Below are 22,349 nucleotides of genomic sequence, written 5' to 3' on the forward strand. Positions count from 1 at the left end.
ACCCTGTACGGGGATGTCTTGATGTCGAGACATCGGTCATGCCGCACACGGCGCATCAGACGGAAGGACGCAGCAGGGTGGACCTGTTCGAATACCAGGCGCGTGACATCTTCGAGAAGCACGGCGTGCCCGTGCTGGGCGGTGTCGTCGCGACGACACCCGACGAGGCTCGCGAGGGCGCAGAGAAGCTCGGCGGCGGGACCGTCGTCGTCAAGGCGCAGGTGAAGACCGGCGGCCGCGGCAAGGCCGGCGGCGTCAAGCTCGCGCACTCGCCCGAGGAGACCGCCGAGAAGGCGTCCGAGATCCTCGGCATGGACATCAAGGGCCACACGGTCCACCGCGTGATGATCGCCGAGGGCGCGAAGATCGCCGAGGAGTTCTACTTCTCGGTGCTCCTCGACCGCTCGAACCGCAACTACCTCGCGATGTGCTCGGTCGAGGGCGGCATGGAGATCGAGCAGCTCGCGGTCGAGCGCCCCGAGGCGCTGGCCCGGGTCGCGGTCGACCCGATCGTGGGCATCGACGAGGCGAAGGCGCGCGAGATCGTCGACGCCGCCGGGTTCGCCGAGGACCTCAAGGCTCCGGTCGCCGACGTCATCCGCACGCTGTGGACCGTCTTCACGGCGGAGGACGCGACGCTCGTCGAGGTGAACCCGCTCGTCCGCACCGAGGACGGCAAGATCATCGCCCTCGACGGCAAGGTCACCCTCGACGACAACGCGTCCGAGGTGCGTCACCCGGACCACGAGGCGCTCGAGGACAAGGAGTCGGCCGACCCGCTCGAGGCGAAGGCCAAGGCGAACGGCCTCAACTACGTCAAGCTCGACGGCGAGGTCGGCATCATCGGCAACGGCGCGGGTCTGGTCATGAGCACGCTCGACGTCGTGGCCTACGCGGGCGAGGCCCACGGCGGCGTCAAGCCGGCGAACTTCCTCGACATCGGCGGCGGCGCGAACGCGCAGGTCATGGCGAACGGCCTCGACGTCATCCTCAACGACCCGCAGGTCAAGTCGGTGTTCGTCAACGTCTTCGGCGGGATCACCGCGTGCGACGAGGTCGCCAAGGGCATCGTCGGCGCGCTGGAGATCCTCGGCGACGAGGCCTCCAAGCCCCTGGTCGTGCGCCTCGACGGCAACAACGTCGACCTCGGCCGCGCGATCCTGCGCGAGGCGAACCACCCGCTCGTGACCCTCGCCGAGACCATGGACGGCGGCGCCGACAAGGCAGCCGAGCTGGCCAACGCCTGATCGCCCGTAGACGTCGAAAGCTGAGACAGAGAACACCATGTCGATCTACCTGAACTCCGACTCGAAGATCATCGTCCAGGGCATCACCGGCGGGATGGGTGCCAAGCACACCGCCCTGATGCTCGACTCGGGCGCCCAGATCGTCGGTGGCGTCAACGCCCGCAAGGCCGGCACCACCGTCACCCACAAGGACCACGAGGGCAACGACGTCACGCTGCCCGTGTTCGGCACGGTCGCCGAGGCCATGGCCGAGACCGGCGCGAACGTGTCCGTCCTCTTCGTCCCGCCCGCGTTCACCAAGGACGCGGCGATCGAGGCGATCGACGCGCAGATGCCGCTCATCGTCGTCATCACCGAGGGCGTCCCCGTGCAGGACACGGCCGAGGTCTGGGCCTACCTGCAGGGCAAGAGCACCCGCATGATCGGCCCGAACTGCCCCGGTATCATCACGCCGGGCGAGTCGCTCGCCGGCATCACGCCGCACACCATCACGGGCAAGGGCCCGATCGGTCTCGTGTCGAAGTCGGGCACGCTGACCTACCAGATGATGTACGAGCTCAAGGACCTCGGGTTCTCCACCGCCATCGGCATCGGCGGCGACCCGATCGTCGGCACCACGCACATCGACGCGCTCGAGGCGTTCGAGAACGACCCCGAGACCAAGGCGATCGTCATGATCGGCGAGATCGGCGGCGACGCCGAGGAGCGTGCGGCGGCGTACATCAAGGAGCACGTCACGAAGCCAGTCGTCGGCTACGTCGCGGGCTTCACCGCCCCCGAGGGCAAGACGATGGGCCACGCCGGCGCCATCGTCTCCGGCTCCGCGGGCACGGCGCAGGCCAAGAAGGAGGCCCTCGAGGCCGTCGGCGTCAAGGTCGGCAAGACGCCGTCCGAGACGGCCGCGCTCATGCGGGAGATCCTCGCCTGACCCGAGCGCTGACTCGAGCACGACCCCGGGTGCCGCTCCGGCACCCGCACGACGCCCCGCTCCGCCCGCCGGACGCGGGGCGTCGTGCGTCGTCCGGAGCCGCGTGGCTCAGTCGGTACGCCGCGCGGACGGTGCGCCGGAGTCCGCGAGCCACGCGTCCAGCCGGACCCACTGCGCGTAGAGCCACGCGGCACGCTCCTCGTCGCCGGTCGGCAGCTCGTCGTGCGGCGTCGCCCACACCTTGAGCGTGATGCGCTTGTCCATGGGCAGCTCGCGCCAGATGTCGCGCACCGTGACGAGGCCCTCGAGCCCGGTGTGCGCGACGACCGCCACGCCCGTCCGCGGGGTCGCGTCGAGCGCCGCGAGGAAGCCGCCGACGTGCGGCGCCATGACGTGCGGCATCTCCGCGGCGAGGTCCGCCTCGGTGTCGTCGCCGGCCGCGCGGAGCGCCGCGATCCGCGCGTCGCGTCGGCGGGGCGTGACGTTGCCGCCCTCGGGGAACAGCAGGACTGCGGAGTCGGGTGCCAGGTCGGTGGCGAGGAGCGCCACGGCCTCGCTGCCCGACGGCGCCCCCGCGCGCCGTCGGACCCGCGGGACCACGAAGTACGCGGGCAGGCGGTGCAGCAGGACGTCGATCGCCGGGTCCCACTGGAGGGTGTCCTTGAGCACGACGCGCGGCTCGCGGCGGGCCGCGTTGAGGATGCGGTCCATGAGGACGAACGAGTCCCCGGGGCCGGCGTGTCGGCTCACGACGAGGACGGGCGAGCCGTCGAGACCGGCGGCGTCGCTCAGGTCCGCCTCGATCCGCAGCCGCAGGGTCCAGCGCACCTGCCAGAACAGCACCGACAGCATCGCGCCGGCCAGGCGCACGTGCGCGTCCCGGAACGCCGGGCGGTGCAGCGCCCAGCCAAACCCGGACGCGAGCCACAGCCCGAACAGCGCGACGACCGCGACCGCGTCCCACACGACGTAGAAGCTCGCGATCCACAGCGCCCGCGTGGTGCGCAAACGGCCGGGCAAGGCCCAGCTCACGATCGCACCGACGAGGATCACGAGCATGAGGCTCGTCGGGACGAGCAGCACCGCGAGCAGCACGACGGCCGGCGCGAGCACGACGCGGCGGACCCACCGGGGCGGGGGAGCGACGTTCATGCGGCACCGAGACCGTCGAGGTAGGCGCTCGCCGCGGCGTAGGAGGCCGCCGCCCGGGTGCGGGTCGCGTCGAGGCGGCGGGAGGAGGAGAGCCGGTCGTCGCCCGGGAGCGGGCCGCCGCTCGGCAGGACGTGCACCGCGACGCCGTCCGGGACCTCGGCGAGCTCGCGCGCGAAGCGGTGCCGGCGCGCGATCTCGAACGTCACCTTGGCGACCTCGACCGCCGTGCGCGGCGGGTGCAGCGGCTCCTCGATCCGCCCGACCTGCAGGACCCACACCGTGCCTGCCCCGCGGCGCACCGCCTCGCCGAGCGGGATGGACGACACCACGCCGCCGTCGACGTAGTGCTCGTCCCCGATGCGCGTGGGCGGCAGGGCGCCTGGCACCGACGCCGAGGCGACGACGGCCTCGACCAGCGGCCCTTCGCTGAACCAGCGCTCGGCCGCGCGCTCGATCGACGCCGCCGCCACGACGAGCGGGACGTCGAGGTCGGCGAAGGTCGTCCGGTCGCCCAGCACCTGGCGCAGGAGCGCGCGCAAGGGGGCCGGGCTCGCGAGATGGGTGCGCGTGCGCGCGAGCCGCCGCACCTGGCGGTACCAGGCCTCGCCGTAGATCTGTGTCGCGGCGGGCGACGACCACGCGGCCTCGAGCCGCGGCACGACGGCGGTCGTCGGGTCGGCGGCGAGCGCGGCCCCGTTGATAGCACCGATGGACGTGCCGACGATGACGTCGGGAGTGATGCCCCGCTCGAGCAGCGCGCGCAGCATGCCGATCTGCACCGCTCCCCGCACCCCACCACCACCCAGCACGAACGCGGTCGGTGCGGGCGTCGTCGTCATGGACCCGATCGTAGGGGCGGGTACCCTGGCGCGCCGGGGAGAATGTCACGAAGCGACCTCTCGATCGACGACGATGGGCACCATGAGCACCACCGGCACGACGCGCGGCGCGCGCACGCGCACCGTGGAAGGCAGCCCGCCGCCCTCGCCGGTGGCACCCCGACGAGCGCCGTCGGGAGTCCTCGCCGCGCTGCAGGCGCTGACGCTGTCCCTCGCGGTGGTGGTCCTGCCCGGGGTCGTGGCGTTCCTCGGGTCCTCGACCGGGTCCTCCGAGGGCACGGGGTGGGGGCAGTCGGTGACGGTCGCCGCCGGGCTGTGGCTGCTCGGCCACGGCGTGCCGCTCGTCGCGAGCGGCACGACGGTCACCCTCGTCCCGCTGGGTCTCACGGTGCTCGCGCTGTTCTGCTGCTTCGCGTCGGCACGGCGCTCGGCGCACACGACGACGTCCGCCTGGGTCGCGGGGACCGTCACCTATGCGGTCGGCACGCTGGGCGTGGCCCTGCTGGCCGGGTCGACCCCGCCCTGGGGCCTCGCCGTCGCGGTCGTCGGGGGCGCCGCCGTCGGGGGTCTCGGGCTGGGCGCGGGCATCCTCGCCCGGCCGGACGCCCCGTTCGTCGGCGAGCTCACGCAGCGGCTCGACCGGTGGCTCCCGCCGTCGGTGCGCCTCGGCCTGCGCGGCGCGCTCCTCGGGACTAGCCTGCTGACCGGCGTCTCCGCCGTCGTCGTCGGGGTGTGGCTCGTGGCGGGCCGGGCCACGTCGGGTGACATCGTCGCGGGACTCGTCCCGGGCACCGTCGGCGGGATCGTCCTCGCCCTCGCCCAGCTCGCCGTCCTGCCCAACGTCGTGGTCTGGGCCGGCGCGTGGCTCGTCGGCCCGGGTTTCGTGGTCGGCCAGGGCAGCACGTTCGCGCCGACCGGCTCGCAGCCGGGTGCGCTGCCCGCGATCCCCATCCTCGGCGCGCTGCCGGGTGAGGACTGGACCAACCCGCTGACGCCGTGGGTCCCCGCGGTCGTCGTGGGGCTCGGCGTCGTCGCCGGGTCGTTCGTGTGGCGCCGGCTGCGCGACGTGACGGGCACGCACCCCGACGACGACGTGCACTGGGGCGACCTCGGGCTCGCCGTGGCGGGCGTGGCCCTCGGCGCGGGTCTGCTCGTGGGCGGGGTGACGTGGCTCGCGAGCGGCGCCGTCGGCCCGGGGCGCCTCGAGGTGGTCGGCGCGGACGCGCTGCTGGTCGGCGCCCTCGCCGCGGCGGAGATCGGTGGCGGCGCGGCCCTCGCGCTCGTCTGGGCGGGCCTGGACGTCCTCGGGCGGCGGCGCGAGCACGGTTCCCCGGACGAGCCGCCGCTCCTCTGAGATCGTCGGGAGCCGTGCCGGGGACCGCGGCTACGAGGCTGCCGGTGCCGGGGAGAGCCGGGAGACCCACTCGTCGAGGGCCTGCTGGCGCTCCGCCTCGCAGCGGTTCGACGCCGAGACGGTGATCGCGCCGTCGAGGCACCGCTGGTGCGCCATCGCGATGTCCCACGTGGCGAGCGTGGCGACCATCTGGAGCGCGAGCATGCCCGCGAGGCCGACGCCGATCGCGAGCGCCGGGACGAGCGCGCCGCGCACGCGCGCCCGCCAGACGGCGACGAGCGCCCGGATCCCGACGACGATCGCGCCGAGCGCGAGGGCGAGGCTCACGGCCTGCCACGGGAACGGCATCGTGCTCACGACGATCACCGCGAGCAGGAGCAGCCCGAAGTGCAGGACGCGTCGGGTGGCACGGCGCGCGAGCTCCGGGTCCGGCTCCGCGGGCTCGGGCGGGGCCTGCGGGGCGGGCGGCTGCGGGACGGGGGGACGCTCGGGGAGAGCCGGCGGGCCGGCGTGCGGCGGTGCCGGGGGTGCCGATGGCGGCGTCGTGGTGCCCTGCCGCGTGGCGTCCGGCTGCTGCGCCTCGGGTCCGGGCTGCTGGGGCGCGTCAGGACGGGGCGGGGCGTACGGGTTGCCCACGGGCAGCTCCTCGGTCGGTCGGGCGGCTCGCGGTACATTCTCCCATCGGACGTGCCGCCGCTCGCACCGCCCGACCGTCCGACTCGTCCACCGATCCCGCAGGAGCACCGTGCAGACGCCGTCCGGCCACACCGTCGAGTCCACCTCCGCCGCACGCGTCGTCGTCCTCGTCTCGGGCGCGGGCAGCAACCTCGCCGCGATCCTCGCCGCGCACGACGACGCCTCGTACGGCGCGCGGGTCGTCGGCGTCGTGTCGGACAAGGCGGACGCCGGAGGGCTCGGCCTCGCGCGCGAGGCAGGTGTCGCGGCGGTCGTCGTCGCACCGGGCGACTTCGACGACCGGGCGGCGTGGAACGAGGCGATCGCCCAGGCCGTGGACGTGTTCCGGCCCGACCTCGTGGTGCTGGCCGGGTTCATGCGGATCCTCGGCCCGGCGTTCGTCGGGCGCTTCGCGGGCCGCACGATCAACACCCATCCGGCCCTCCTGCCGTCCTTCCCCGGCGCGCACGGCGTGCGGGACGCGCTCGCGTACGGGGTGCGCGTGACCGGGTGCACGGTCCACGTGGTCGACGACGGCGTCGACACCGGCCCGATCGTCGCCCAGGTCGCGGTGCCGGTCGAGGAGGGCGACGACGAGTCCTCGCTCCACGAGCGCATCAAGGTCGCCGAGCGTGCGCTGCTCGTCGAGACCGTCGGCCGTGTCGCGCGCGAGGGCCTGCGCCTCGAGGGACGCCGGGCGGTCCTGGGTCGCTAGCTACGCGTCCCCGTCGCGAGGCTCCTGCGCCTCGCCCGGGTCCGCCGGGTCCGCCGGGCCGTGGCCGCCCGTCGGCGCCGGAAGGGTCTGGGGCGCGAGGACCGCGAGCAGCTGGTACGTCTCCCGTCGGGCGTGCGGTGTGGCGCGCGCGGCCTCGAGCGAGCGCTCGGACCAGCGTTCGAGGACGGTCTGGAGCTCGGCGACCATCGCTTCCGCCTGCTCGGCGTCGAGCACGAACGTGCTCAGCGCGAGGATCCGGTCGTCGCGCGAGCGACCGACGTCGTCCGCGCGGACGAACGCCTCCTCGGCCCACCGCAGCGCCGGGAGCACGACCTCGCGCATCGCCGCGGGGGTGCCCGGCTCGACCGCATAGCTCCTCGCGACGTTGGTCCAGACCCGGTCCCGGCGGTCGCGCGCGAGCTCGGGCGCCTCGACGATCATCCCGGCCTTCGCCAGCACGCGGAGGTGGAAGCTCACCGAGTTGGCGGGCTCGCCCGTGGCGCGGGCGAGGTCGGCCGCGCGCGCGTGCCCGAGGGTGGCGAGCTCCACGAGGATCCGCTGCCGCAGGGGGTGGGCGATCGCGCGCAGGGCGGCGGGGTCCTGGACGTGGAAGGTGTCGAGCACCCGACGAGGCTAGCAACGGCGACAGGCGCGCGCGCGAGACGCACAGTGGATATTGCGCACTTAGTATTGCGCAACCAACGTTGCGAAACTAGTGTGCCCGTCATGACCAGCAGCTCGGAGACCCACGACAGGCCCGCCCCGACGAGAACCCCCGAGGTCGAGCAGGCCCACCGGGCCGACGCCCGTGCCGGGACCCGGCTTTTGCACAACCGCTCGTACATGCTCCTCATGACGGGGCTCACCGCCGAGTCGCTCGGGGCCGGTGTCGCCCTGTTCGCCGTGCCGCTCGTGGCGTACGGACTGACGGGGTCGGTCGTCCAGGCGGGCGTCGTCGCCGCCGTCGGGCAGGTCGGGGCGTTGCTCGCGACGCTGCCCGCCGGGGTCGTCGCGGACCGGGTCGACCGGCGTCGGCTCGTGGTGGCCGCGGCGAGCGCAGGCACGCTCCTGTGGGCGACCGTCGCGGTCGCCGCAGGCCTGGGGTCGTTGACCGCCTGGCACCTCGCGGTCGTCCTCTTCGGGGCCTCGGTCGTCGGCGCTCTCGTCGACCCGGCGACCAGCGGTGCGTTCCGCTCGGTCGTCCCCGTGCCGCAGCTCCCGACGGCGCTCGCCGCCGCCCAGGGCCGGGACGCCGCGGCGAGCCTGCTCGCCGGTCCGCTCGGCGGCGTGCTCTACGCCGTCTCGCACGCGGTCCCGCTCGCCGCAGCCGCCGTCGGGCACGCCGCGACGGCGGTGTGCACGTGGCTCGTGCGCGAGCCGCTCAACGGCGACGTCGCCGCGGCGCGCGCGACCCGCCCGGCGACGGCGCTGCGCGAAGGCCTACGGTTCGTCTGGTCGGTCCCGCTCTTCCGCGCGCTCCTCGGGCTGCTCGTCGTCATCAACGTCGCGTTCGGCGGGATGATGATCGGGATCAACCTCGAGCTCGTCCGCTCCGGCACCGCGCCCCTCCTCATCGGTCTGGTCGACCTCGCCGTGGGCGTCGGCGTCCTTGCGGGCGCCGTGCTCGCGCCCCGGCTCGTGGCCCGCGTGCGCGCGGGCGGCCTCGTCGTCGTCGCGCTCGCCGTGCTGGCCGCGGGAGCCGTCGCCATGGCGGCGCTGCAGACCTACCTCGCGTACGTCGTCGTGCTCCCGTTCGCGCTGCTGCTCGTCCCTGCGGCGAACGCCTGCCTCTCCGGCTACGCGGCGGCGGTCACCCCGCCCCAGCTCCAGGGCAGGCTCTCGTCCGTCCTCGGGCTCACCGGCCTGGCCGCGGGGCCGCTCGTCCCGCTCGTCGGGAGCGGGCTGCTCGAGCGGTTCGGGCTCGGCGTCGCGCTCACGGCCCTCGCGGGACTCCTCGTCGCCACGGTCGCCGTCCTGAGCACCGTCAGGACCCTGTGGCAGGTCGGCACGCCCGACACGTGGTCCGACGACGCCCGGGCGCTCGCCGAGCAGGGGACGATGCCCGAGGAGCCCGAGCGCGTCGCGTCCGGCCGGTAGACTGGGCGGCGGCCGCGACTGGCGAGGGTGGGAACGACCACCGGGGAGCGGCCGGATCAACCTGCTGGTGCGTCGACCGCCTGGGCGCCTGGGTTCTGCCACTCGCGTCGGCCTCGGCCGGCGCGGCGACCGCGACCCAGAGGAGCCCCTCGAGATGTCTGCCCCCTCCGCCCCCGACGTCCAGCTCGCCGACGACGCACAGCGCCCCGTGCGCCGCGCGCTCCTGAGCGTCTACGACAAGACCGGCCTCGTCGAGCTCGCCACGGCCCTGCACGGTGCGGGTGTCGAGCTCGTCTCCACCGGCTCCACCGCCTCGACGATCGCGAGCGCGGGCGTCCCGGTGACGAAGGTCGAGGACCTCACTGGGTTCCCCGAGTGCCTCGAGGGCCGCGTCAAGACCCTCCACCCGCGCGTGCACGCCGGGATCCTCGCCGACTCGCGCAAGGCCGACCACCTCGCCCAGCTCGACGAGCTCGGCATCGCGCCCTTCGAGCTCGTCGTCGTCAACCTCTACCCCTTCGCCGCGACCGTCGCGTCCGGCGCCGGCCCGGACGAGGTCGTCGAGCAGATCGACATCGGCGGCCCCTCGATGGTCCGCGCAGCCGCGAAGAACCACCCGAGCGTCGCCGTCGTCGTCGACCCGGCGCGGTACGACGACGTCGTCGCGGCCGTGCAGGTGGGCGGCTTCACCTACGCGCAGCGCAAGGCGCTCGCGGCCGCAGCGTTCGTGCACACCGCGACGTACGACGTCGCGGTCGCGTCGTGGATGGGCAACGTCGTCGCGCCGACGGACGCGGTCCCGGTCGAGGGCGGCGCCGACGGCGAGACCCTGAGCACCGGGTTCCCCGCCTGGATGGGCGGCACCTGGGACCGCGCCGACGTGCTGCGCTACGGCGAGAACCCGCACCAGCGCGCCGCGCTCTACACGCGCGGCGACGGCGCGAGCGGCCTCGCCCAGGCCACCCAGCTCCACGGCAAGGCCATGAGCTACAACAACTACGTCGACGCCGACGCCGCGTGGCGCGCCGCGCACGACCACGCCGCTCCCGCCGTCGCGATCATCAAGCACGCCAACCCGTGCGGCATCGCGGTCGGCACCGACATCGCCGACGCCCACGCCCGAGCCCACGCCACGGACCCCGTCTCCGCGTACGGCGGCGTCATCGCGGCCAACGGCGTCGTGACGAAGGCCGCCGCGGAGCAGATCGCGCCCGTGTTCACCGAGGTCGTCGTGGCCCCCGGGTTCGAGCCCGAGGCCCTGGAGATCCTCCAGGCCAAGAAGAACATCCGCCTCCTCGTGGTCGACGCCCCGCCCGCCGCGACGGTCGAGACCCGCCCGATCAGCGGCGGCCTGCTCGTGCAGAGCGTCGACCGCGTCGACGCGGTCGTGACCGACGCCGAGGGCACCGAGGGCACCGTCACCGGCGGCGACGACCCGCAGCACTGGAACCTCGTCACCGGCGAGGCCGCCGACGACGCGACGCTCGCCGACCTCGCGTTCGCCTGGCGCGCGATCCGCGCCGCGAAGTCCAACGCGATCCTCCTCGCCCACGACGGAGCCGCCGTCGGCGTCGGCATGGGTCAGGTCAACCGCGTCGACTCGTGCCGCCTCGCGGTCGAGCGCGCCAACACCCTCGCCGACGGGCAGGAGCGCGCGCGCGGCGCCGTCGCCGCGTCCGACGCGTTCTTCCCGTTCGCCGACGGCCTGCAGATCCTCCTCGACGCGGGCGTGCGCGCCGTCGTCGCACCCGGAGGGTCGATCCGCGACGCCGAGGTGATCGAGGCGGCGACGGCGGCGGGCGTGACGATGTACTTCACCGGGACGCGGCACTTCGCGCACTGAGGTCGGTTGCTTCGGTTGAGGTCTCGGTCGGGCGTTTCGGTCGGGCGTTCTGGTCGGGGCGGGCCGAGGGGCGGGGCTGCGCGGGGTCTACCCTCCGCGCCTCGTTCCTCGGCGCTCCCGCCAGGCCCACCACGACCCCGCGCGGCCCCGCCCCTCGCCCCTTCGCGGTCGGGTTGCCATGCGTAGCCCCGCCCTCCGCGCGTCTCGCGGACGGATCACCGCGTGCGGCCGACGTTGGTCGGCGACGTCGTCGGCCGTGGGTGTAGGTCAGAGGAGGGCGTCGCGGAGGCGGCGGGTGGGGTCGAGGGCTACGTCGAGGTCGACGCGCAGGGGCGTGCCGCGGTTCATCGCCTTGCGGACCGGGCCGACGTCACGGGGCGAGTCGACGAGGAGGACCGCGCGGGCGGTGACGGTCCGGCCCGCCGTCGGATCGCCTGTCGTCGGGTCGTCCGGCGTCGGGACCGTCCGCGGGTCCGTGCTCTCCGGGGCCAGGTAGAAGGCGGCCCAGCCGTCGTGGCCCGAGGGGCCGCCGTCAGGGTCGCCGCGGAAGACCACCTCGTCGTCCGGGCCGGGCACGCCGAACAGGGCCAGGTCGTGGCCGAGCTGTTGCGAGAACACGTACGGGGCGTGGCCCGTGGTGCCGTCGGGCGTCAGGCCGAGCAGCGCGCGCACCGTCGGTTCGGGGTCGTGCAGGGCCGCGGACCAGTGGCCGCCCGGCACGTCGCCGTGCACGGGATGGCTGCGGACCGCGCAGTCGCCCACCGCCCACAGGCTCGGCCGTCCGACGACGGCGCCCGTCGCGTCGACCGGGATGCCTCCCCGCGCGTCGAGCGGCACCGCGCCCGCGAGCCAGCCCGTCGCGGGGCGCGCGCCCACCGCGGTGAGCACGACGTCCGCCGCGACACGCTCGCCGTCCGCGAGCGTGACGCCGTCCACGTCGACCGTCGCGACCGCGGTCCCGGTGCGCAGACGGACCCCTGCGTCGTCGTACCAGCGGGCCAGGTGCCGGGCGACCGTCGCGCCGAGCTGGCGCAGCAGGGGAGCGGGCGCCGCCTCGAGGACCGTGACGTCGGCCCCGGCACCGGCCGCGACCCCCGCCACCTCGGCGCCGATCCACCCGGCGCCCACGACGACGAGCTGCGTCCCCGGGCGCACGTGCCCGCGCAGCGCCTCGGCGTCCGCGGCGTCGTGGAGCACGACTGCCCCGTCCCACCCCGCGGGCCGCACCGGCACGGAGCCCACCGCGAGCACGACCGCGTCCGTGCGGAGCCGGTCACCGGAGCGCGTCGTGACCACGTGTGCGGCCCCGTCCGGCTCGATCCCGACAGCGGGGTCCGCGAGCCGGACCTCGTCGGCGAGCGCCGCGACGTCGACCCCGAGCTCGTCCGTGAGCCACGCGGTCGCAGGCCGGCTCAGCAGCTCCTTGGACAACGGCGGGCGGTCGTACGGCGGGATGCCCTCGCGACCCAGCAGCGTGATCCTGCCGTCGAAGCCGTGGGCCCGTAGCGCGGCCACGGTCTGGGCGCCGGCGAGCCCTGCTCCCACGACGACGACCGAGCCGGGCCTGGTTCCGGCGGACGTGGCGCGAGCAGGAAGATCGGCGGTCGGCATGCACGCCACGCTAGGGCACGACGGTAGGCTTCCGGACGTGGAACGGGCAGCGGCGTGAGCGATGTCACGGCACCTGGAGGTGCACCGCAGCGGCCGCGCCCGGCGCTCGAGCCGTCGTGGCACCACGTCCACGACGACGACGCCTCCGGTGCGCCCAGACGTCCGCGCCCGGCGCCCGGTCCCGACGCGACGCCCGCACGGGACGAGTCGGCTCTCGACCCGCAGACCCACGGCGGTTCGGACGCGCAGGTGCCGTCCGCCGTCGGGCCGCCGCCCCGACCCGCTCGGGTGCGTCAGCCCGCGATGTGGCTGGTGCTGGCCGGCGTCGTCCTCACGACGGGGGTCGCGGCTCTCGTCGGCGGCAGGGCGGGGAGCCTCGGGCTCGCCGGCGTGCTCACGGTTGCGGGCCTGTGCCGCGCGACCTTTCCCGGGCCCGGTCCCATCGGCATCACCGTGCGCTCGCGCGGTCTCGACGTCTTCTTCTTCCTCGCCCCGGCGGCCGTCATCGCGTTCCTCGCGCTGACGATCCCGCCGGGCGAGATCTGACCGCACGGACCGTTCCGGCACCTCCCTCGAGCGCCTCTCCCGGCGTCACGCGCCCGACGACGGACGGGCCCGGACCGCGCGTGCGGTCCGGGCCCGTCCGGGAGCGAAGCGTGCGTCAGGCCCTGGGGGCCTCGCCCGGGCGCTCGTCGGTGCGCTCGTCGCCCTCGACGACCTCGACGATCTCCTCGACCGCGACGACGTCACCGTCCTCGTCGGTCACCACGACCTCCTCGACGACGACCTCCTCGGCCTCGGGCTCCTGGGTGACCGACCCGGTCGCGTAGGCGCCGGCGGCGGCGCCCGTCGCGGCACCGGTCGACGTGACGGTCGCCCCCGCAGGGAGCTCCGACTCGTCGGTCACGGTGACGACCTGGTCCTCCCCGAGCAGGTCGTCCTGGGCCGGGGCGAACGCGAAGGCGCGGTAGAACAGACCAGCGATCGCCGCACCGAGGAGCGGCGCGACCCAGAACACCCACTGCTGCTTCCACAGCTCACCGTCGCTCGCGAAGACCGCCGACGCGAGCGAGCGTGCCGGGTTGAGCGACGCGTTCGTGACCGGCGCCGCGATGATGATCAGCGCCGTGAGCGCGAGGCCGATCGCGACAGGGGCGAGGCGGGAGCTCGCGCGCTTGTCGGTCACGCCGAGGATGACACCCACGAACACGGCGGTGACGATCGTCTCGACGAGCAGCGCCTGGACGAGGCCGAAGGTCACGCCGCCCTGGGACGCCGTCGACAGGGGTGAGAAGTCGCCGTACCCGTTGGCGGTCCCGACGAACAGGCCGCTCTTCTCGGTCTGGCCCAGCAGCTCCGGCAGAGCGGCCGGGACGGTGCTGAGCAGGACGAGGCCGGCGAGCAGCGCGCCCACGACCTGCGCGACCCAGTACGGCAGCACGTCGCGCCACGCCGTCCGGCCGCCGATCGCCGCACCCAGCGTCACCGCCGGGTTGAAGTGCCCGCCCGAGACGTTGCCGACCGCCGCGATGCCCGCCAGGACGGCGATGCCGCCCGCGAGGGCGACGACGAGGACCGACCCCTGGTTGAGGAAGTTGTAGAGCGCGACGCCCACGATCGCGAGGACGAGGAAGAACGTGCCGAAGACCTCGGCGCCGAGGCGCGCGAGGAGGCCCGGCTGGACGACGGCGACGGTCTCGGCCCGCTCGACGCGCGCGTCGTCGACGGTGCCCGCCGGCACGCCGGGAGCGGTGGTGTCCTGGGACATGATGTTCCTGTCTGGTTGGTTCTTCGGGAGAGCCCCAGCCCGGCGGAGCCACGGGTGCGGCACCGGCGCGCGGTCGGGACGACGGCACGATGCCTGACCGACTGCCCGGCCATTCCGGCATCTTGGGGGCATCTTGCCACCCTGAACCGTGAGATGCGTGGCAATCGGCCGTACAGGGCCTGAGAACGGACGTGACGTCTCACGATGCGGTCGCGGGCGAGCCTCGCCGAAAAGTATCTTGACGTCGAGAAGTCGAGTACCCTGGACGGCGGTCAGCAACGCCCTCGCGTACGACGGACCGGGTGCCGGGCTCCACGGCCCGCACCACGCCGTCACCGTCCCGGGGGCACCCCTCCCCGACAGTTGGAGCGATCTGCGCATGGGCAAGATCAAGGTCGTCAACCCGGTCGTCGAGCTCGACGGCGACGAGATGACGCGCATCATCTGGCAGTTCATCAAGGACCGCCTCATCCACCCGTACCTCGACGTCGACCTCAAGTACTACGACCTGTCGATCCAGAACCGCGACGCCACCGACGACCAGGTGACGATCGACGCCGCGAACGCGATCAAGCAGTACAACGTCGGCGTCAAGTGCGCGACGATCACGCCCGACGAGGCGCGCGTCGAGGAGTTCGGCCTCAAGAAGATGTGGGTCTCGCCCAACGGCACGATCCGCAACATCCTCGGCGGCGTCGTCTTCCGCGAGCCGATCATCATCTCCAACATCCCGCGCCTCGTGCCGGGCTGGAACAAGCCGATCATCATCGGCCGTCACGCCCACGGCGACCAGTACAAGTCGACGAACTTCAAGGTCCCCGGCCCCGGCAAGATCACGATGACGTTCGAGCCGGCCGACGGCTCCGAGCCGCAGAAGTTCGACGTCGTGACCATGCCCGAGGAGGGCGGCGTCGCGATGGGCATGTACAACTTCAACGAGTCGATCCGCGACTTCGCGCGCGCCTCGTTCGCGTACGGCCTCCAGCGCGAGTACCCCGTGTACCTCTCGACGAAGAACACGATCCTCAAGGCCTACGACGGCGCCTTCAAGGACATCTTCCAGGAGGTGTTCGACGCCGAGTTCAAGGACCAGTTCGACGCCAAGGGCCTCACGTACGAGCACCGCCTCATCGACGACATGGTCGCCTCGGCCATGAAGTGGGAGGGCGGCTACGTCTGGGCCTGCAAGAACTACGACGGCGACGTCCAGTCCGACACCGTCGCCCAGGGCTTCGGCTCGCTCGGCCTCATGACGTCCGTCCTCATGACCCCCGACGGCCAGACCGTCGAGGCCGAGGCCGCGCACGGCACCGTGACGCGTCACTACCGCCAGCACCAGCAGGGCAAGCCGACGTCGACCAACCCCATCGCGTCGATCTTCGCGTGGACCCGCGGCCTCATGCACCGCGGCAAGCTCGACGGCACGCCCGAGGTCACCGAGTTCGCGCAGACGCTCGAGGACGTCGTCATCAAGACCGTCGAGTCCGGCCAGATGACGAAGGACCTCGCGCTCCTCGTCGGCCCGGACCAGCAGTGGCTGACGACCGAGGACTTCCTCGCCGCGCTCGACGAGAACCTCAAGGCGCGCCTGGGCTGATCCGGCCCCGGCACGTCCGACGGCGGCGTCCCCTTCGCGGGGACGCCGCCGTCCGTCGTCCGGTCGCCGGTCCGGGGTCGCGTCGTTCTGTCGCCTCCCGCGGGGCCGGAGAGGAGGAGGGCGCGGGTCTACCATCCGGCCGCTCGTTCCTCGCGGCCTCCCGCCAGACCCACCACGACCCGCGCCCTCCTCCTCTCCGGCCCCGCTCCCGGTCCCGTCACCTTCCGCGCCGGGCCGCGAACGACGACGCCCGACCGTCTGGCGGCCGTCGCTCCACCCGCCTCGGCCTCCCAACCCGACCATGCGCCGTCGGGCGGAACCCCCGTGCGCGTTGTGGGAGAGTGAGCGCATGACTTCCCCCGTGAACGTGACGGTGACCGGCGCGGCCGGTCAGATCGGTTACGCGCTGCTGTTCCGTATCGCGTCGGGCCAGATGCTCGGCCTCGACACCCCCGTGCGCCTGCGTCTCCTGGAGATCCCGCAGGGCGTCAAGGCTGCCGAGGGCACCGCGATGGAGCTCGACGACTGCGCCTTCCCGCTGCTCGCCGGGATCGACATCTTCGACGACCCCACGGCGGCGTTCGAGGGGACGAACGTCGCGCTGCTCGTGGGCGCGCGCCCGCGTGGCCCGGGCATGGAGCGTGGCGACCTGCTCGAGGCGAACGGCGGCATCTTCAAGCCGCAGGGTCAGGCGATCAACGCGGGCGCCGCGGACGACGTCCGGGTCCTGGTCGTGGGGAACCCGGCGAACACGAACGCGCTCATCGCGGCGTCGAACGCGCCGGACGTGCCGAAGGACCGGTTCACGGCGATGACGCGCCTCGACCACAACCGTGCGCTGACTCAGGTCGCGAAGCGGGCGGGCGTGCCGGTGTCGGAGGTCCGCAAGGTGACGATCTGGGGCAACCACTCGGCGACGCAGTACCCGGACCTGTTCCACGCCGACGTCGCGGGGACGCCGGGAGCGCAGCTCGCCGAGGACCGGGCGTGGCTCGAGCAGACGTTCATCCCGACCGTCGCGAAGCGCGGTGCGGCGATCATCGACGCGCGCGGTGCGTCGTCGGCGGCGTCCGCGGCGAACGCGGCGATCGATCACGTGCACGACTGGGTGCTGGGCACTCCGGAGGGCGACTGGACGAGCGCGGGCGTCGTGTCCGACGGGTCGTACGGCGTGCCGACGGGACTCATCTCCTCGTTCCCGGTGGTCTCGCGCGGCGGCTCGTGGGAGATCGTGCAAGGGCTGGAGGTCTCGGACTTCTCGCGCGGCCGCATCGACGCGTCGGTCGCCGAGCTGCAGGAGGAGCGGCAGGCCGTCGAGGAGCTCGGCCTGGTCTGACACACCCGTTCCCCGGCGGGGGCCGCGGCCCGACGGCGGTCGGTGCGCGGCCCCGACCGGGGTCGGTGAGCGGGCGCCCGCCGGGGAAATTGCCTGCGTGGGCGTGGGTGGTGCGGCGTAGGGTCGTCGGGCCATGATCGACGCCCCACTGCCGACCGAGCAGCACCCGAACGAACGCCGGGCCACACCGGATCCCACCACCCCGGGCCTCGCCGCGACCGGCGCGTCCGACGACCCGTCCCGCCGTCTCGACTGGCGGCGCCTGCGCGGGCCGCTGGCCGCCGTCGCGCTCGTCGGGCTCGCCCTCGGCGCGGTCGGCGCCGCTCTGGGGACCGTGGTCGCAGGGTGGCTCGCCGAGGACCCGACGACGGCGACGCTGCAGCTCCTCGCCGCCTGCATCGTCGGTGCGGCGCTGCTCGACACCGCCGGTCAGGTCGTGTGGGCCGGCGTCGTCGACCGGGCCGAGGGCCGGCTGCGCGCCGACCTGCTCACGGCGGCGCTGCACCAGCCGCTCGAGACCCTCACCGAGCAGGCCGTCGGCGAGGTGCTGGACCGGGTCGACGACGACACGCACGCCGTCGGCACGCTCGTCCGGCGCCAGCTCTGGGGCGCGGGGCGCACGCTCGTCGGCGTCCTGCCCATGTGGGTCGTGGCCGGCCTGACGTGGTGGCCGGCGTGGGTCCTCTTCCCGGTGCTCGGGCTGCTCGCCGCCGTGCTCGTGCGGCCGATGCTGGGCGAGATCGCCCGCCGGAAGGTCATCGAGGAGATGGCGTGGACCGACCACGCCGCAGCCTTCGAGGAGTCCGTCGCGGCGCGCGACGACCTGCGCACGAGCCTCGGTCAGTCGTTCGCCGTGCGGCGTCTCGCCGAGCGGTCGGCCGAGGTCCACCGGCGGTTCCAGGCCGTGCTGACGGTCGAGTCCCGCATGCTCCGGCGGGCCGGTCTGGTCCTCGCCTCCCTGCTCGCGGGCGTCGCCGTCGCGGGCGCCGCGCTCGCCGCGGACGGGAACCTGCCCGTCGACCGCCTCGTCACGCTCTTCCTCGTCACGGCGATGTTCGTGGGTCAGGTGGACAACCTCGTCCACCACCTGCCCGACATCCAGGAGGGGCTGGGCGCCCTCACCCGCATCCGTCAGATGCTCGCCGTCGCGCCGGAACCGACCGGTGGACGCACGCTGCCCGACGGACCGGTCGGGATCGAGCTGCGCGACCTGCACTTCTCCTACGCCGAGGGCACGTTCGCCCTCGAGGGCGTCGACCTGCGGGTGCCGGCGGGGGAGACCGTCGCGCTCGTCGGGCGCACCGGCTCGGGGAAGTCGACCCTCGCGTCGCTCCTGTCGCGGGCCGTCGAGCCGCCACGCGGCGCGGTGTACGTGGGCGGCGTGGACGTGCGCGACCTCGACCTGCAGGCGCTGCGTGCCGCCGTCGGCGTCGTGACCCAGCGGACGGAGATCCTCGCGGGCACGCTCGCGGAGAACATCGCGCTGTTCGCCGACGTGCCCCGCTCCGACGTCGAGGCCGCGGTCCGCGAGCTGCGCCTGGACGACTGGGTGGCCGGGCTGCCGGACGGGCTCGAGACCCTGCTCGGCCCGGGCGGGACGTCGCTGTCCGCCGGGGAGGAGCAGCTCGTGGCCTTCGCGCGACTGCTGGTCCGGGACGTCCAGGTCGTCGTCCTCGACGAGGCGACGGCGCGCATGGACCCGCTCACCGAGGCCCGCGTTGTCGCCGCCTCGGACCGGCTCCTCGCGGGCCGCACGGGCGTGCTCGTCGCGCACCGCCTCACGACGATCGAGCGTGCCCGGCTCCTCGCGGTGCTCGACCACGGACGCGTCGTCCAGCAGGGGGTGCGGACGGAGCTCGCCGGGGTCGCGGGTCCGTACCGCGACCTGCTGCGGGCGAGCGCCGCCCAGCACGACGCGGACGGCGTCGGGCCGTCGGAGCGTGAGCGGGAGCGGACAGCCGACGCCGGCGAGGCGGTCGGCGGGCGTCGCCGGCGGGGCGAGCCGCCTGCCCTGACCGACCCGGGCGACGGTCCGAGCCTCGCCCGCGGCGTGCTGCACGCGCTGTTCGTGCGGCCCGCGTGGGGCGTGGTGGGCGCGGTGCTGTTCCTCGTGGCCAGCCTCGTCTCCGCGCAGGGCGCGATCACCGGCTTCCTCTGGGGCCGCACGGTCCAGGGCCTCGACGAGGGGCTGCCCGTCGGGCTGCTGATCCCCTTCGTCGTGCTCCTCGTCGTCGCGCCGCTGTGCCTGGCACGCGCGCTGTACGTCTACCCGCGCTGGTGGATCGAGGTGCTCCTGCGCGTGCGCATGGCCGTCATGACCGGCCAGACGCGCCAGCACCGGCTCACCGCCACGCCGCCGGGCGAGGTCGTGGCCCGCGCCATGGACGCCGACCGCTTCGTCCGGTACGCGGACCGCTGGGTGGACTTCGTCAACGGCCTCGTCATCGCCGGCGTCACGGCCCTGCTCAGCCGGTCGTGGCTCGCCGGTGCCGTGCTGCTCGCCGTCATGGTCGTGTCCGCGGCGGCGTCCGCGCTCGGGCGGCCCATCGCCGGTCGCTCGGCGACGCGGTCCTCGGCCGCGCGGGCCCGGTTCGGCCGCGCGCTCGTCTCGGCGCTCGACTCGGCGCGCACCGTCAAGCTCGCCGCCCGCACGCCGCAGGTCCACGCGCACCTGCGCGAGGTCGACGGGGGCCGCGTGCGGGCCGCGATCTTCGAGCACCGCGTCCAGGCCGCGCTCGACGGCGTCCCGCTCGTCATGATCCAGCTCGGCGTCGTCGCCGCATGGGCGGGGCTCCTCACCGGCACCTGGGACCTCGCGACGGCGCTCCTCGTCGCCAACGCCGTGAACGGCTTCGGCTGGTTCGGGGTCGTCGCGGGCGCCGTCGTCACCGAGGCGCCCGGCACGCGCTCGTGGCAGCAGGCGACGAGCCGGTTCGCGGCCGGAGCCGACCTCATGGACGTGCCGCCCGGCGTCGACCTGCTCACCGGCGACGCGCCGACCCCGGCGCCCGGCGAGCGGCAGGCGCTCGAGCGGCTCGAGCTGGCCGGCATGACGGCGCTGCACGACGACGGCACGATCGGCGTCCAGGGCGTCGACCTGGCGGTGCGCCGCGGCGAGCTCGTGCTGCTGCTCGGGCAGGTCGGCGCGGGCAAGTCGAGCCTCCTCTCGGCGCTCGCGGGCCTCATGGAGCACACGGGGCACATCCGCTGGAACGGCACCGACGTCGTCGACGCGCAGACGTTCCTGCGCCCGGGGCAGGTCGCCCACGTCGCGCAGGTCCCGCGCGTGCTGTCCGGGACGTTCGCCGACAACGTGCGCCTCGGGCACGAGCGCGAGCTCCACGGACCGGTCGCCGCGGCGCGGCTGGAGCGGGACGTCGTGGAGGCCGGAGGCCACGAGGCGCTCGTCGGTCACCGCGGCGTCCGGCTCTCGGGCGGGCAGGTGCAGCGGCTCGCGCTCGCGCGGGCGCTCGCGACCGACGCCGAGCTCCTCCTCGCCGACGACGTCTCGAGCGCGCTCGACGCCGCGACGGAGATCGAGCTGTGGACGTCGCTCCGGGAGCGGGGCACCACGGTCATCGGCTCGACGTCGAAGCGCGCGGCGCTCGCCCGTGCGGACCGCGTCGTCGTGCTCGACGAGGGACGGGTCGCCGAGGTCGGGCCGTGGCGCGACCTCGCGCCGCGCTGGGGGCACCTCGCGGGCTGACGTCCGCGCCCGCGCCGAGCCCGAGGGCGTCCGTGCGGCCGGGCAGGGCTACGGTGTGTGTCCTGACCGACCGAGCGGAGGACGACGATGGTGCGCCGGGGTACGAACCTGCCGCGCATGGGCGACTTCAACCAGATGGTCGTGCTGGACCAGATCCGACGCACCGACGACGGGCTGAGCCGGGTCGAGCTCGCCGCGAGCACAGGCCTGTCGCTGCAGACGATCTCGAACATCGTGTCGCGCCTCATCGGCCGCGGCCTCGTCGTCGAGGGCGAGAGGCGCGTCGAGGGTCGTGGCAAGCCCCGCACCATGCTCCACCTCGACGAGCGCGGTGCGTACGCCCTCGGCGTCCACGTGGACCCGGTCGTCGCCACGGCGGTGCTCGTCGACCTGCGCGGCGGCTTCGTCGAGAAGACGATCTTCGAGACGCCGCTCGGACCGGAGGCGCTCGTCGCCGAGGTCGCGAGGAGCACGTCCCACATGCTCGAGGTCGCGGGCGTGCGCCGCGAGGACGTCCTCGGCCTGGGCGTCGCCGCGCCCGGGCCGATCGACATGGCCGCGGGTCGCGTCATCCACCCGCCGTTGCTCGAGGGCTGGGCGGACGTGCCCCTGCGCGACGAGCTCGCCCTCGCGACCGGGCTCCCCGTCATCCTCGAGAAGGACGTGAGCGCGGCGATGGTCGCCGAGCTGTGGCGCGGCAACCGGATGCTCCATGGAACGTCGCTCTTCTTCTACCTCGGCTTCGGCGTCGCCGTCGCGGTCGCGCACGAGGGGGAGCTGCTCCCGGGGTCGTCGCGCAACGCGGGCGAGATCGGCCACCTCATCGTCGACAGCGACGGCCCGCCGTGCACCTGCGGGAACCGCGGGTGCATCGGCGTGAGCGCGGCGCCGGCGACGCTCGTGGGTGAGGCAGTGGCGCGCGGCGTGCTCGACCCGCGTACCCCGTGCACGTCCCCGCGCGAGCTCGACGCGGCGCTCACGGGCGTGTGCCGTGCAGCAGCCGCCGGTGACGACGTCGCGGCGGACATCCTGCGCACGTCCGCACGCCGCGTCGCGCACGGGATCACGATCGTCGCGGACCTCGTGGACGCCCGCGTCGTCGTCTTCGGCGGCCCGAGCTGGGCGCGGCTCGAGCCCGCCTACACCTCGGTGGTGCGCGAGGAGCTGGCCGCACGTGCGACGCTGCGCGAGATGCACCCGGTCGAGGTGCTCGGCTCGGCCGTCGGGGAGCACGTCGGTGCGGTCGGCGCGGCGAGCCTCGTCCTCGACGACCTGTTCACCCCGAGGCCGTCGGGCCTCATCGCGGCACCGGCGGAGCAGGTCCCGCCGGACAGGGCCGGGCGGCCCCCGTCCGGGAGCGCCGCGGCGCGGTAGGTCGCCGATTCGCGTCGGGGTTCCCGGCGTGCTGCTCTTGACATCATTAACTCAATTCGCTTGAGTTAATGCCACCAGGCCGCCCGGGACTCCGGGCAACCGCACGT

Annotated in this window: 17 protein-coding genes and 1 riboswitch; of the genes, 11 read left to right on the forward strand and 6 right to left on the reverse strand. The window is 74.3% G+C overall.

Annotated features, from left to right (window positions below; all coding sequences use genetic code 11):
* Positions 1–77 precede the first annotated feature (77 nt).
* Positions 78–1,247: an ADP-forming succinate--CoA ligase subunit beta gene (sucC, locus tag ACMXGY_RS06345; protein ID WP_483776013.1), complete on the forward strand. Its 1,170-nt coding sequence runs from the start codon at positions 78–80 to the stop codon at positions 1,245–1,247.
* 37 nt (positions 1,248–1,284) lie between these two features.
* Positions 1,285–2,175, forward strand: a complete 891-nt coding sequence (gene sucD, locus ACMXGY_RS06350) for a succinate--CoA ligase subunit alpha (RefSeq protein ID WP_483776014.1) — start codon at positions 1,285–1,287, stop codon at positions 2,173–2,175.
* Between the two features lie 108 nt (positions 2,176–2,283).
* Here the strand turns inward: sucD and ACMXGY_RS06355 are convergent, their stop codons facing one another.
* Entirely contained in the window at positions 2,284–3,327 is a 1,044-nt protein-coding gene (locus ACMXGY_RS06355) for a 1-acyl-sn-glycerol-3-phosphate acyltransferase (protein WP_483776015.1), read from the reverse strand.
* The gene (locus ACMXGY_RS06360; protein ID WP_483776016.1) at positions 3,324–4,166 is read right to left on the reverse strand and encodes a patatin-like phospholipase family protein; all 843 of its coding nucleotides are present in this window, start codon (positions 4,164–4,166) and stop codon (positions 3,324–3,326) included. The genes ACMXGY_RS06355 and ACMXGY_RS06360 overlap by 4 nt, the downstream gene beginning before the upstream one ends.
* Positions 4,167–4,248: 82 nt before the next feature.
* Between ACMXGY_RS06360 and ACMXGY_RS06365 the strand changes: the two genes are divergently transcribed.
* Entirely contained in the window at positions 4,249–5,520 is a 1,272-nt protein-coding gene (locus tag ACMXGY_RS06365) for a cell division protein PerM (protein ID WP_483776017.1), read from the forward strand.
* A 30-nt stretch (positions 5,521–5,550) separates the two neighbouring features.
* On the opposite strand, the gene ACMXGY_RS06370 is transcribed toward ACMXGY_RS06365, so the two are convergent.
* Positions 5,551–6,156 (reverse strand): hypothetical protein, encoded by a 606-nt coding sequence (locus tag ACMXGY_RS06370; RefSeq protein ID WP_483776018.1) that lies wholly within the window; start codon positions 6,154–6,156, stop codon positions 5,551–5,553.
* A gap of 109 nt (positions 6,157–6,265) precedes the next feature.
* Between ACMXGY_RS06370 and purN the strand changes: the two genes are divergently transcribed.
* Entirely contained in the window at positions 6,266–6,910 is a 645-nt protein-coding gene (gene purN, locus ACMXGY_RS06375; RefSeq protein ID WP_483776019.1) for a phosphoribosylglycinamide formyltransferase, read from the forward strand.
* Here the strand turns inward: purN and ACMXGY_RS06380 are convergent, their stop codons facing one another.
* Entirely contained in the window at positions 6,911–7,534 is a 624-nt protein-coding gene (locus ACMXGY_RS06380; protein ID WP_483776020.1) for a helix-turn-helix domain-containing protein, read from the reverse strand. It abuts the gene before it with no gap.
* Positions 7,535–7,636: 102 nt separating this feature from the next.
* Between ACMXGY_RS06380 and ACMXGY_RS06385 the strand changes: the two genes are divergently transcribed.
* Both ACMXGY_RS06385 and purH read left to right on the forward strand, forming a co-directional pair.
* Positions 7,637–9,007, forward strand: coding sequence for an MFS transporter (locus tag ACMXGY_RS06385; RefSeq protein ID WP_483776021.1), 1,371 nt, complete (start codon positions 7,637–7,639; stop codon positions 9,005–9,007).
* Between the two features lie 4 nt (positions 9,008–9,011).
* Positions 9,012–9,100, forward strand: a riboswitch (ZMP/ZTP riboswitch).
* 61 nt (positions 9,101–9,161) lie between these two features.
* Positions 9,162–10,850, forward strand: coding sequence for a bifunctional phosphoribosylaminoimidazolecarboxamide formyltransferase/IMP cyclohydrolase (gene purH / locus ACMXGY_RS06390; RefSeq protein ID WP_483776022.1), 1,689 nt, complete (start codon positions 9,162–9,164; stop codon positions 10,848–10,850).
* Positions 10,851–11,117: 267 nt separating this feature from the next.
* Here purH and ACMXGY_RS06395 read toward each other — a convergent pair whose 3' ends face one another.
* Positions 11,118–12,461 (reverse strand): FAD-dependent oxidoreductase, encoded by a 1,344-nt coding sequence (locus tag ACMXGY_RS06395; RefSeq protein WP_483776023.1) that lies wholly within the window; start codon positions 12,459–12,461, stop codon positions 11,118–11,120.
* Positions 12,462–12,515: 54 nt separating this feature from the next.
* Here ACMXGY_RS06395 and ACMXGY_RS06400 point away from each other — a divergent pair, with 54 nt between their 5' ends.
* Positions 12,516–13,007: a DUF3017 domain-containing protein gene (locus tag ACMXGY_RS06400; protein ID WP_483776024.1), complete on the forward strand. Its 492-nt coding sequence runs from the start codon at positions 12,516–12,518 to the stop codon at positions 13,005–13,007.
* Between the two features lie 115 nt (positions 13,008–13,122).
* Here ACMXGY_RS06400 and ACMXGY_RS06405 read toward each other — a convergent pair whose 3' ends face one another.
* Positions 13,123–14,229 carry an MIP/aquaporin family protein gene (locus ACMXGY_RS06405; protein WP_483776025.1) on the reverse strand — a complete coding sequence of 369 codons (1,107 nt, stop codon included), beginning with the start codon at positions 14,227–14,229 and terminating at the stop codon, positions 13,123–13,125.
* Positions 14,230–14,608: 379 nt separating this feature from the next.
* Here ACMXGY_RS06405 and ACMXGY_RS06410 point away from each other — a divergent pair, with 379 nt between their 5' ends.
* From ACMXGY_RS06410 to ACMXGY_RS06425, 4 genes are all read left to right on the forward strand, one after another.
* Positions 14,609–15,826: an NADP-dependent isocitrate dehydrogenase gene (locus tag ACMXGY_RS06410; RefSeq protein ID WP_483776026.1), complete on the forward strand. Its 1,218-nt coding sequence runs from the start codon at positions 14,609–14,611 to the stop codon at positions 15,824–15,826.
* A 349-nt stretch (positions 15,827–16,175) separates the two neighbouring features.
* Positions 16,176–17,162, forward strand: a complete 987-nt coding sequence (locus ACMXGY_RS06415; protein WP_483776027.1) for a malate dehydrogenase — start codon at positions 16,176–16,178, stop codon at positions 17,160–17,162.
* A 133-nt stretch (positions 17,163–17,295) separates the two neighbouring features.
* On the forward strand, positions 17,296–20,868 hold the full coding sequence (locus ACMXGY_RS06420) for an ATP-binding cassette domain-containing protein (RefSeq protein WP_483776028.1): 3,573 nt from the start codon (positions 17,296–17,298) through the stop codon (positions 20,866–20,868).
* A gap of 87 nt (positions 20,869–20,955) precedes the next feature.
* Positions 20,956–22,242, forward strand: a complete 1,287-nt coding sequence (locus ACMXGY_RS06425; protein ID WP_483776029.1) for an ROK family transcriptional regulator — start codon at positions 20,956–20,958, stop codon at positions 22,240–22,242.
* The last annotated feature ends 107 nt before the right edge of the window (positions 22,243–22,349 follow it).

Source organism: Cellulosimicrobium sp. G4 BAM 1002 (assembly GCF_057126935.1).